Raw genomic sequence first — 12,321 nt, forward strand, 5'->3', positions numbered from 1 at the left:
GGAGAACTTTAATTATACTATTTATGAAAAAGGCACTATTCGCTTTTTGTATATTGATTGCAGGAATTGTTTCTACGGGTAAAGCTCAGGATATTCGGTTTTCTCAATTTTATGCCAATAAACTCTATTTAAATCCAGCTCTCGCTGGTTCTACTAATTATTCTAATGTAAGTTTAAATTATAGGAACCAATGGCCAAATTTGGATTTACCCTACGTAACCTATAGTGTTTCATTTGATAATTTTTATGAAGCTGTAAACGGGGGAATTGGAATCATGGTTATTCAGGATGATCAGGGAGACGGAGCACTAAAAACGACAAATTTTGCAGGAATGTATTCATTTTACCTGCGGATTAATGATGATTTAATTGTGAGACCAGCCATTCAAGCGTCTTTTCTGCAAAAAAGAGTAGATTGGACGAATTTAGTGTTCCCCGATCAGGTGTCACCAATTCATGGTAAAATATTTGAGCATAATAATAATAATGATCCTGCGAACAGGAAAAAAGATGGATGGGATTTCTCGTTGGGAGCAATTGCCTACTATAAAGACTTTTATTTTGGTATTGCGGCTCATCATCTGGCAAAGCCGGATCTTAGTTTTGATGATGAACATGAAGATAAATTGGAAACCAAATATACTTTTCATGCAGGAGCTGAATTTGTATTGGGTGGAAGAAGTCGTAGCTATGTTGATAAATGGATTTTGGCTCCGGCACTGTTATTTCAAAAACAAGGTGATTTTTCTCAGATGAATTACGGTTTATATGCCAGTAAGAGTTCAATGGTTTTTGGATTGTGGTTTAATCAGAATTTTGAGCTGAATTACGATTCATTTATAGCTATGGTTGGTTTTGTTACCGAAAGGTTTAAAGTCGCTTATAGTTACGACTACGCAATTACAAAATTGATCCATACCAATACAGGAGCACACGAGGTTTCGTTCTCATTTCCTTTGGCATTTGATACCAGTAAAAGGAAAAGAAAGATTAAAGCTGTTCGTTCTCCCGTATTTTAACAGCATTGTAATACAAATAGAAAATAAATAAAACTCATAAAGAAAGGGCTGTCGTTATCGACAGCCCTTTTCATATTTGATTCAAATTTAATTATTTAATTCTTTCAATAAATTTGGCTCTAATCTTTTTCAATAATTCAAGGTCAAGATTTTCAGCATAAATACGGATCATGTCTACAGCTTTAAAATTGTCGTAAATAAAGCCGAGAGAGGCATCAAAATGGAACATATCCATATTGTATTTCACCTGCTGTGTTAAGTGCTCAAATTGCTTCCAGCTTAGCTTCTGTGGAATGGTAAAATAGCCATGGTTTGGTTCAATGTGATCCGAGAAATATCCATTACCAAGTTCATCCAATGCAAAAAATTTATCCAATTGAATCATTGCTTTGGAGTTGTGCGGTATTGTCGCATTCGATTTTAAATTAATACCTTCTTCTATGTAGCACGATTGCAGATCTTTTATTTGATCATACTCGGTTAATCTTCTGATTCTTATTACATGATAAACATCGTTATAAATTGTAATGGTACCCATAGCAGCATGAAAATCCACTTCAAAATAAGACATGATTTTTTGAGTAACCCGTGTAAACTCTTCTAAATCACATTTTTTGCTGGTTACCAAATAAATGTAATGAGGTTTAATATCTTTTTGAATTCCTTCATAATATTCATAGTAGCCGGGAAAAGGGTTGGTCGCTTCTAAAACAATTGTATTAGGCAATATTTTACTGTCAATAACTTCAAGGGTTTCCTCTTTAAGCAGGCTTCCGAATTTAACTACAATGTTCTTATCAGTCATAGGAGAAGGATTTTCAGGTTTTTATTGAGATTGTCTTATTTAAACTTAGTAAAAATTGCGAGTAAAAACAAGGCCTTAAACGCTTTTAAATAAGGTAATTTTTCTTTAATGATCTCTTGTGAAAACAGGATTATTTTCGGTTGAAAGCATTGGGTTGTACATGTATCCATCCAAATCAAAAGCTTTTAATTCTTCGGGATCAGTAATTTTATTCTGAATAATGAATCGAGTCATTAATCCTCTTGCTTTTTTGGCAAAGAAGCTAATCATTTTGTATTCTCCATTTTTTAAATCCTTAAATACAGGAGTGATAATTTCAGCTTTTATTTTCTTTTTATTAATCGATTTAAAATATTCGTTGGATGCTAAATTGATTAAATGTTTGTGATCGTTTTCTTTTAAACTCTGATTAATTGATTTCGTAATCGTATCTCCCCAAAATTGATATAAATTGTCTCCTCTGCCTGTTTTTATTTTTTTGCCCATTTCAAGACGATAGGCCTGAATTAAATCCATTGGTTTAAGAACACCATACAATCCGGAAAGGATTCGAAGATCTGTTTGAGATCTGATAAAATCCTCCTCAGAGAAAGTTGTGGCATCAATACCCGTATAAACATCTCCTTTAAAGGCCAATAAAGCTTGCTTGGAATTCGCCGTAGTAAAGGGAGTATTCCACTCGTGGAATCGTTCAAAATTCAGTTGTGCCAGTTTCGGACTTATTCCCATCAGATCCGCAATGTTGTCGACTTTAAGTTTGCGGAGCTCTTTGATTAAAAGTTTGGATTCTTTTAAAAAAGAAGCATCAGAATATAGGTTTGAGAGTGCCGGACTTTCGAAATCCAGTGTTTTAGCGGGCGATATTACAATTAGCATAGCGTACTTTTTTAGTGTTGAATTTAAAATTACTTATAATTGACTGAAGCATCAATAGTGTTTATCATTATTGATAAAGACTTAGGTTTTGTCTATGAATTGATCCTGAAAAGCAAAAGGGTGCTCTGCTTAAGAACACCCTTTAATTTATCAGCATATTTTAGCCGGCTTTGGAGTATGGGATAAGCATCGGTATCAGAAAAGAACGCAGTAATTAGCCCTTGGTCTTTATCTGCCAACGGCTGATTGCTAATGACTTTTGCCATTGAAGAACACAACTAAAATTACAATTTGCTCTTGAAATCAAAGCGTTAACAATCAAAACCGTCAGACTATAAATTCTTATCCGGATATAAATCCTCCCACCATTGTGGCTGGTTTTTTAAGTGTTTTGCGAAATAGGCAAATATGGTGTTGTTCCAAAGTATTCGTTGAGTGTAATTCTTAATGTGATGATCTTGATTCTTTACTTGAACAAAGTCTACATCTTTTCCCAGTAATTTTAATGCCTGATACATTTGAATGCTTTCACCAAGAGGTACATTCGTGTCAGCACTTCCGTGAATTAGTAACATTGGTGTTACAACTTTATCTGCATTGAATAATGGACTTTGATCGATATATAGTTTTCGATTGTTCCATGGAAATGATTTGCCGGAAGCATTCACACTATAGGAATATCCCCAATAACCTTCGCCCCAGTAACTGGTAATGTCGCTAATGCCGGCATGCGAAATGGCTGCCACAAAAATATCGGTTCTGGTTTGCAGCAACATGGTCATAAAACCACCGTAGGATGCTCCAATACAACCAACATGATCTGCATCGGCAAAGGAATGGGCTTTTAAGAATTTTTTGGTTCCTTCAATAATTTCATCAGCGGTGGTAATTCCCCAGTTGTTTTGGTGCTCAGCTGAAAATTCCTGTCCAAAACCAACAGCTCCGCTTGGCTGAAGCAGATAAACAACATATCCCATTGATGCATAAAGATTCAAAGGATATCTGCCACCGTAACTTCTTTCAACAGGTGATGTGCCTGCATAATAATTTACAATTACAGGATATTTTTTATTGGAGTCGAAATTTGGAGGATAGTAAACTCTTCCAATAATGGTTTTACCATCTTCTTTGGTGAAATTCCAGTCTTCTGTTTTTCCAAATTCCACGTGTTTCAAATTCTCTTTTTGCGGATCGGAGATCAGTTTACTTGTATTCGAAGCCAATTCATAAACAAAAGCTTTGTAAGGTGAAGATATACTGCATGCTGTGCAGGCAATGTTTTTTCCGTTAGCCGAAAGGCTAAAGTTGCCAATAACATCTGAATTTATTTGTAAAGTGTTGAACGCCTTACTCGTTGGTTGGTAACGATACAGTCGGATATAATCTTTATCATTTGCTTTTAAATAGATATTTTTGTCCCTTTTGTTCCAAACAGCCTGGCTAACCGATGGGTCGAAATGAATGGTAATTGGATCGGCTTTTTTGTTTTTCAGATTGAAAATGTACAATTGTCCGTCATAATTATTGGCCAATGGCTGTTTGCCAATGTTTTCGCCAAGTTTACCAAAACAGGAAGGACCTGCCTGAACCAAAAGCTGAGTGCCGTCGGGAGAATATTGTGCCGAACCACCAAATAGTTTGTCTTTCCAGATGGTATCAATCCCAAAAGTTTCGAGGTTCATCTGATAAAGATTTTGTTTATCGTATGGATATTCCTTGTAATCGGGATGTGATTGAGAAAAAAGAATGTATTTGCTGTCGGGACTGATATCCTGCAGACTGGTTGTGATCGTTCCATAGGTTAAGCGTTGCTTTACGCCGCTGGCAACATCCAGTTTGTATAAGAAACTTCGGGTTCGAAACCAAGGCAAACGATCTTCCATTCCCTGAATTTTTCTGATCTTCCAATCTTCCGAATAATCTTTCGTTACTGAGAAAATGATTTGTTTTCCATCGGGAGTCCAGTTGTAATCCGAAAAGTCAGCAATACTATTGGTTATTTCCGTTTCTCTTCCGTTTTCAAAATCAAAAACAAAAAGACTAGTTTTTTCGTTGTATTCTTTGGTGTACGAAATACGGTTTCCTGTAGGCAGCCACTGTATGTTTGCCAGTTGACTTCCCCGGAAGGTGTATAAGGTTTTTCCGCTCTCAATTTCCTGAATTTCTTTCCAGTTCTCACTATTGTCCGATGGAGGAAGTGTTCTGCTAAAGCTTAGCAAGGCTAATTTTCCATCGGAAGATAATTCGATGTTTTGCACATTTTCACCATCCAATACTTTATGAATGGTAATGCTTTTCTCAGGCGATAAGGATAATGTTATATTGTTTTCATCCCAGGGCTTATTGGGAGTAATACCAAGTTTAAAGTCGTTCTTTTTCCCGCTAACAACTTTTACAAGAATGCAGTGTTTACCGGGTTCAAGCTTAAGTTCTTCCGAAAGCTCCTTGGCATCATCAGTTTCCTCCCCGTAGTGAGAAATCTTTTTTTCTCCATCAATATATACTTCAAGCATTGGATAGGCTTCTACAATTAATTTTGCTTGCAGCCATTCATCCGCAGAGAAATAAGACGCATAAAACAAAAGGCTGTTTTCGGCAGATTTGCTGTTTGTAAAACCTTTTTTATTGGCGGCTGTTTTGCTCCATTGTAAGTTTTCACCGTTCCACTTTAAATGATCCTTTTCAGCAGGTTGAAGTTCATCTATTTCAAGCTGATTGTCCTGTAAAAGGTTTTGTAATTCGAAGGTTTTTCCTTCGATGTTTTTTGTAGAGTGGAAAGCTGGCAGTTGTAAACTTACAGGATCGGTTTGAAGCCAGTTTTCAATTGTAATGCTTTTGCTGTTCTCTTTTTGTGCGAAGCTGCATGTGGTTGCAGTTAGCAGTACCATCATTGTAGGTACAAAATATTTTTTCATCTGTTTATAATTTTAAGTTTTTGTCAGATAGCCTGTCCCGAACTTGTTTCGGGAGAATTTAGCCTGCTGAGATGATCATTTCCCAGTGTGTTAAAAACCGCTTTGGCATTTTAAACATCAATACTATGGAATTTTAGTTTGATAAAAAAGGATATTTGTTGGGAAACCAGTCCTTTTTAGATATCTGTGCCGTTTAACACGATAAGTGCAAATTCATTTGTTTTTTATTCAATATTTCGGGAGTTGTAAAAAAAAAAGGTCATGTTATAAATGAATTAATGAAAATGACTTATATTTGTTTTACTCAAAAAAACGGAGGAAAGCTATGAATACAATTGTCACATCATCACCTTGCACTTATAAGAGCTAAACCAGCTTAAGCTTTCCGTATTCACATTAATTTTTATTTTTTTATTGTAACGGGGGCGAAAGCCACTCGATACGTATATCTACACACCTAAAATTTTGGAGGGTAAATTATGAGCACATCAATGTATTGCTGCGGGCAAGCCACGGTGAAAGATCCGGTTGGCAATAAAACAAATTGTTTTAGAATAAGAGAAAGAGTAAACGAGTTTATTGAACATCAAAAACGAAAACAGAATGCACCATAATATAAGAGTAAGGGAAGGAATTTTAGATCAATTAAATAAACTTGGGAGACTGTGGAACTATTTTCTGGAGGCACTCTCGGGAAGTGAAAAAATATATACCAACGGGAAGATTAGCAAAGCGCTTTTTATGCTTGCGATTCCTATGGTATTGGAAATGATTTTTGAATCGGTATTTGCTGTGGCCGATATATTTTTTGTTTCCAAATTGGGTGACGATGCTGTGGCTACAGTAGGAATTACCGAATCGGTGATTACCATTGTGTATGCAATAGGTTTTGGATTATCGATGGCAACAACCGCTTTGGTTGCCCGGCGAATAGGCGAGAACAAACCAGAAGAAGCATCAAAGGTTTCATTTCAGGCCATTGTAACAGGTGTGTTTGTATCTGTATTTATTGCGTTTGCCGGGATTTTTTATTCGAAGGATTTATTGGCTTTAATGGGAGCCAATTCAACCATTGTGAATGAAATGTCGGGGTATGCGACCATTATTTTGGGAAGTAACGTGATTATCATGCTTCTTTTTATCAATAATGCCATATTTCGTTCGGCGGGTGATGCTGCTTTATCGATGAGGGTATTAATTGTTGCGAATTGTTTGAATCTTGTTTTGGATCCATTGTTGATTTTTGGTTGGGGACCAATCCCGGCCATGGGAGTAGAAGGAGCCGCTATTGCTACAAGTCTGGGACGAGGCTTGGCTGTAGTTTACCAATTTGTTATGCTTGGCAAGGGAAAAGGGAAGATTCATTTAAAATGGAAACATATTCAGCTAAAATGGGCGACAATTAAGCAATTGGTCAGCTTATCGGTTGGAGGAATAGGGCAAAGTATCATTGCTACATCGAGCTGGATTGGTTTGATGAGGATCATGGCAGAATTTGGAAGTGCAGCTATAGCTGGTTATACCATTGCCATTCGGCTGCTGATATTCATTCTCCTGCCTTCATGGGGATTGAGCAACGCAGCTGCGACATTGGTTGGGCAGAACCTGGGAGCAAATCAGCCCGACAGAGCAGAGAAATCTGTTTGGGCGGCAGGAAAAATTAATGTCGTGTTTTTGGGCTTAATGGGAATTGTATTTTACTTGTTTCCACGTTTTTTTATCGAGTTGTTTACACCTGATCAATTCATTGTTGCTAATGGAATTCAGGCTTTGCAGGTAATCAGCATGGGTTTTGTTTTTTATGGTTTGGGAATGGTGTTGTTGAATGCAATAAACGGAGCCGGTGATACCCGGACACCAACCTATTTCAATCTGATTAGTTTCTGGATTATTGAAATTCCACTTGCTTATTTTCTGGCCATTCAATTGGGTTGGGATCAAAAGGGAGTATTTTATTCGATAATAATAGCAGAAATGACGCTTACATTAATTGCCCTTTTTTGGTTTAAACAAGGGAAGTGGAAGTTGATGAAAGTATAGTGAATAAAGCCTGAAGAACAACGAATGTTTCTTCAGGCTTTTTTTTTTGGCAGTGAAACAGTTAATAGCCGGATTTTGGTTACTAAGCAGGGAAATTTTGTTTTATAACGAAGGTGAGAATACCGCATAGTGAGGCAGCGTTTGAAGGATGCTTACCGCAAAAAGTTGCGGTGCTGTTCGCAAAAAATTGCGGTAACGTTCGCAACTTTTTGCGGTAAGCATAAAATGTGAAGGCTATGGTTTGTGATCGTTTTTTTCAAAATAGCTGTTCAATGAACTGTCATAGCATATTTAAATGTTGTGTTGGGAATTAATTCTAAATAAAAATCCCTCTTAAAGCAATTTAAGAGGGATTTTCTGTTCATTTTGAATGATTACCTTCTCTCCAGCTGCACAATATTCTCCACATGATGTGTGTGTGGGAACATATCAACAGCCTGTACTTTGGTTACTTTGTAGGCTTCGTCCATTAGGGCTAAATCGCGTGCCTGAGTGGCCGAATTACAGCTTACATAAACAATGCGTTTGGGAGCTGCGTGCAAAATTGTTTCCACTACATCGGCGTGCATTCCTGCTCTTGGCGGATCAACAATAATTGTATCCGGCTGACCGTGAAGCTCTATAAATTCTTTGGTGAGAACATTTTTCATATCGCCGGCGAAAAATTCAGTATTGCTGATTCCGTTAATTTCAGAATTCACCTTAGCATCGGCAATGGCTTCGGGAACGTATTCAATGCCAATTACTTTTTTTGCCTGTTTGGCAATAAAATTAGCAATGGTTCCGGTTCCGGTATACAAATCGTAAACTACTTCGTCACCTGTTAATTCGGCAAATTCGCGTGTTTTGCAATACAAATTGTAGGCTTGCTCCGAATTGGTTTGGTAGAACGATTTTGGACCAATTTTAAAACGCAGATCTTCCATTTGCTCAAAAATATGGTCTTCTCCTTTGTACAGGATGGCTTCCTGATCGGTAATTGAGTCGTTGGCCTTTTCGTTAATCACATACATTAATGAGGTGATTTCCGGGAATTTTTCTGCAAGGTGTTTTAGTAATCCTTCCCGTTTTTCAACATCTTCATGGTAAAAAACAACAATAATCATTACATCACCTGTTGAAGAGGTTCTAATTACCAGTGTTCTTAGAAAACCTTCCTGATTTCTGATATCAAAAAAGGATAAATCATTAGCGAAAGCATATTCTTTTATGGCCAAACGAACCGCATTTGATGGTTCGGGCTGCAGATGACATTTGTTGATATCAACCACCTTGTCGAATAATTTTGGCACGTGAAAACCAAGCGCAGGAGTTCTTTTTATATCATCGCTAAGTGCAATTTCCTCGTTGGTAAGATAACGCTTGTTCGAAAACGTAAATTCCAGTTTGTTGCGGTAAAATTCAGTTTTTTCTGATGCCAGAATATCATTTATACCATTCAGTTCTACTTTGCCAATCCGTTCCAAATTGTCAATAACTTCCTGTTGTTTAAATTTTAGTTGTTCTTCGTAGGGTAGATTTTGCCATTTGCAGCCACCACAAACTCCAAAATGCTCACAAAATGCATCTATTTTCATTGGAGAATGTTGGTGAAAAGCAACAGGATAGCCTTCCATAAAACTTTTGCGCTTCTTGTTGACCTGCACATCAACAATATCGCCAGGTATTACACCGGTAACAAATACAATTTTGTCATCAACTTTACCAATTGCCTTGCCTTCGGCGGCTAACTTCTCTATTACTAGTTTTTCCAGAAGTGGTTTTTGCTTTCTATTTCTTCCCACGATTCAATTGTTTTTAAATATGGCCACAAAGATAGATAAAAGTCGAAAGGTCGAAAGGTTGAAAGGTCAAAAAGTCGAAACACATTCTCATTATTATCAGAAATGCCCTAAACTAAAGCCTAAGAGCAAAAAGAGAATCGCTGTTTCTACTTAATTTTATATCTTTACTTCGTATTCCAAAGCCACATTTCAATTTTTATAAAAGTACTATGAACAAGTTACTTGCTGTTTTTGCATTGTTTGTATTGATTTCGTGTGGAACGAAACCAACAACAAAAGTTCCATGTTTTGCATGGGTGGGTGGTCCCGGTGAGGCCACAGATATTGAGTTAAAAGCAAACTTTACTGATTTAAAAGAAAAAGGAATTGATGGTTTGATGTACAACGGAGGTCATGATCTTTTAGTTTATCAACGTGTTGGTAAAATTGCCAAAGAGGCAGGCCTCGAATTTCATACATGGATACCAACTATGGTACAAGGACGTGATGAAAACATTCCTGCGGAATTGTATGCCGTTAATGGAAACGGGGAATCAGCTTACGAGAAACCTGCTTATGTAGATCATTACACATTTTTGTGTCCGAACAGGGAAGAGGTCTATCAATATTTGTCTGCATTATATACCAAAATCGCTGCCTTGCCGGAAGTTGATGGAATTCATTTGGACTATATCCGTTTCCCGGATGTAATTTTGGCGAAAGGACTTTGGAAGAAGTACGGTTTGGTAATGGATAAGGAATATCCTGAGTATGACTATTGTTACTGCGACAAGTGCAAAGCCGATTTCAAAGCTAAAACGAGTATTGAAATTACCAATCAGACCGCAGCAAGAGATATTCAGGAATGGAAACAATTCCGTCAGGATTTAATCACGAAATTAGTAAACCGTTTGGCTGAGGATGTACATGCGCAAGGAAAAGAAATTACAGCGGCAGTATTTCCCGGTCCGCATTCTCACGCAGTGAAAATGGTTCGTCAGGAGTGGGATAAATGGAATTTAGATGCTTTTTACCCAATGAATTATAACGATTTTTATTTAGAGGGCACAGAATGGGTTGGTAAGATGTGTAAAGAATCATCTGAAAGTGTAAAGGGAGAAAAACCTGTTTACAGCGGTTTATTCATTTGTCCAAAGCCTGATTCTAAGTCGAAAGAAGCAGACCCTGAAAATCATGGTTTACTGCCGGAGGAATTGGGCGAAGCAATACGCGAGTCGATGGTTAACGGAGCAAAAGGAATTTGTTTATTTACGCCCGATAGAATGACTGAAGCTCATTGGGCGGAATTTAAAAAAGCGATTTATAAAGATTATTCTAAAAAGTAAAGCATAGCCATGTTACGATGCATCTTTTTTAACGAAGATATGGCTGAAAGAAACATTTTATAAGGCATGTTTTGATGTTAATTTGGTATTAAATCTGGAAACAGTAAGAGGATGTCCAAAAAGTAATGTCTTGTATTGGACTGTCATGTTGAAGTCGAAACATCTGTTTTTCAGAGTGAAAGATTCTTCGACAAGCTCAGAATGACAATAAAAATGAACTTTTTGGACACCCTCTTTTTTATTTTAACACAATTGTGTTTTTAAAGCCTTCAAGCATCGATTTTATTTTGTCAATACTAACATCTGAATGCAGCCAGTTAATAGCTGGTTCGAGGGAACTAAATACTCTTATTGGTATATCGAATACTTCTTTTAAGCCATCGATGAAAAGTATGGTGTTTACAACCTGACTTGGTGTGTCTGTAACAACAGCAATACGGTTAATTTTTAAAGTTAATTCAGACTTCGAATAGAATTCGATAAAAGCATCATTCATTTTATGAAAAGGCTTATCGGTATTTTCTTGAATGTCAACCAAAACGCTAAATTTAGGCACTTGGCTTAAATTAGCTTCAATTTTATTTTTTAATTCAAATACATCTTCAATCTTCGTCTCTCCGCAAAAGCATTCTATAAGAAGCTTGTGTTCCTCTACATAGTTGTAATAAGAATTCCCCACTTTTTTTTATTTTGTTAATTAATTGATTTGCATATTCATAGGTTGGTTTTTTTATGGGTTTGCAAATGTAATTCTTTTTATAAAACTACCAAATGATTTTTTCCGGATTGAAGATTAAATGTTAGGTTTGCAAAATATTTAAACACAAACATATAAGCGAAGTATGAATCATTTATTTGTTCCCAATATGGGACGGGTCGATTTTGAGGATATTGTTTTTGATAAGGAGTTGTCGGTTCAAGTGGAACAGTTTTTAAGAGAGTATGAACACCTTGAAATACTGAATAGATTTGGTTTGCCGGTAGTGAATAAACTCTTGCTTTTTGGGAAGTCAGGTTGTGGAAAAACTATGACAGCCAGGGCAATTGCCAATAAGTTGGGCAAAAAGTTGAAAACGATTAATTTGGGTAATATTGTCTCGTCTAAATTAGGAGAGACTTCAAGAAATATTGCAGCAGCATTTAAAATGGCAGAAACTCAGGAAGCTGTTTTGTTTTTCGATGAGTTCGATTCTTTGGGCAAAGAAAGAAACTATGACAATACCGATAGCAGTGAGATAAAACGGGTGGTGAATAGTATGATTCAACAGATTGATTTGTTACCAAAAAACTCGATTCTAATTGCGGCGACCAACCAAATTGACCTAATTGATGAGGCCTTGGTTCGCCGTTTTGAGTTGAAGCTGGAATTTCACAACCCTTCAAAAATTTATTTGGATCAATTGTACGATCGGTTGATATCAAAATATCCGAAGGAATATCAGAAAGTAAACCGGATTTATGATATCTCTTTTGCCTAGGCTGAAACCATTGTGATGCTCGAAGTGAAAGAAAATATCATTCAATCAGAATTAATAAAAAAAGCAAAAATTTTGAAGG

General features: G+C 36.7%; 9 protein-coding genes. 4 read left to right on the top strand and 5 right to left on the bottom strand.

All coding sequences use genetic code 11. The features are described 5' to 3' along the window. The first annotated feature begins 23 nt into the window (after positions 1-23). The gene (locus ACHZAX_RS02375) at positions 24-1,019 is read left to right on the top strand and encodes a PorP/SprF family type IX secretion system membrane protein (RefSeq protein WP_101311273.1); all 996 of its coding nucleotides are present in this window, start codon (positions 24-26) and stop codon (positions 1,017-1,019) included. A gap of 91 nt (positions 1,020-1,110) precedes the next feature. On the opposite strand, the gene ACHZAX_RS02380 is transcribed toward ACHZAX_RS02375, so the two are convergent. The 3 genes from ACHZAX_RS02380 to ACHZAX_RS02390 form a co-directional block, all read right to left on the bottom strand. Further along, entirely contained in the window at positions 1,111-1,824 is a 714-nt protein-coding gene (locus ACHZAX_RS02380) for a hypothetical protein (RefSeq protein WP_101310829.1), read from the bottom strand. A 105-nt stretch (positions 1,825-1,929) separates the two neighbouring features. Next, positions 1,930-2,700, bottom strand: coding sequence for a peroxide stress protein YaaA (gene yaaA / locus ACHZAX_RS02385; RefSeq protein WP_320017872.1), 771 nt, complete (start codon positions 2,698-2,700; stop codon positions 1,930-1,932). 332 nt (positions 2,701-3,032) lie between these two features. Continuing rightward, positions 3,033-5,615 (bottom strand): S9 family peptidase, encoded by a 2,583-nt coding sequence (locus tag ACHZAX_RS02390; RefSeq protein ID WP_320017873.1) that lies wholly within the window; start codon positions 5,613-5,615, stop codon positions 3,033-3,035. Between the two features lie 603 nt (positions 5,616-6,218). Between ACHZAX_RS02390 and ACHZAX_RS02395 the strand changes: the two genes are divergently transcribed. Further along, positions 6,219-7,655 carry an MATE family efflux transporter gene (locus tag ACHZAX_RS02395; RefSeq protein WP_101310826.1) on the top strand — a complete coding sequence of 479 codons (1,437 nt, stop codon included), beginning with the start codon at positions 6,219-6,221 and terminating at the stop codon, positions 7,653-7,655. 374 nt (positions 7,656-8,029) lie between these two features. Here ACHZAX_RS02395 and rlmD read toward each other — a convergent pair whose 3' ends face one another. Further along, a complete protein-coding gene (gene rlmD, locus ACHZAX_RS02400) occupies positions 8,030-9,439 on the bottom strand; it encodes a 23S rRNA (uracil(1939)-C(5))-methyltransferase RlmD (protein WP_101310825.1) in 1,410 nt (469 codons plus the stop codon). A 209-nt stretch (positions 9,440-9,648) separates the two neighbouring features. Between rlmD and ACHZAX_RS02405 the strand changes: the two genes are divergently transcribed. Continuing rightward, on the top strand, positions 9,649-10,764 hold the full coding sequence (locus ACHZAX_RS02405; RefSeq protein ID WP_320017874.1) for a glycoside hydrolase family 10 protein: 1,116 nt from the start codon (positions 9,649-9,651) through the stop codon (positions 10,762-10,764). Between the two features lie 238 nt (positions 10,765-11,002). Here ACHZAX_RS02405 and ACHZAX_RS02410 read toward each other — a convergent pair whose 3' ends face one another. Beyond that, a complete protein-coding gene (locus ACHZAX_RS02410) occupies positions 11,003-11,443 on the bottom strand; it encodes a SpoIIAA family protein (protein WP_320017875.1) in 441 nt (146 codons plus the stop codon). 163 nt (positions 11,444-11,606) lie between these two features. On the opposite strand from ACHZAX_RS02410, the gene ACHZAX_RS02415 reads away from it, so the two are divergent. After that, the gene (locus tag ACHZAX_RS02415; RefSeq protein WP_320017876.1) at positions 11,607-12,242 is read left to right on the top strand and encodes an AAA family ATPase; all 636 of its coding nucleotides are present in this window, start codon (positions 11,607-11,609) and stop codon (positions 12,240-12,242) included. The last annotated feature ends 79 nt before the right edge of the window (positions 12,243-12,321 follow it).

The organism is Labilibaculum manganireducens (assembly GCF_963665805.2).
GTDB classification, from domain to species: domain Bacteria; phylum Bacteroidota; class Bacteroidia; order Bacteroidales; family Marinifilaceae; genus Labilibaculum; species Labilibaculum manganireducens.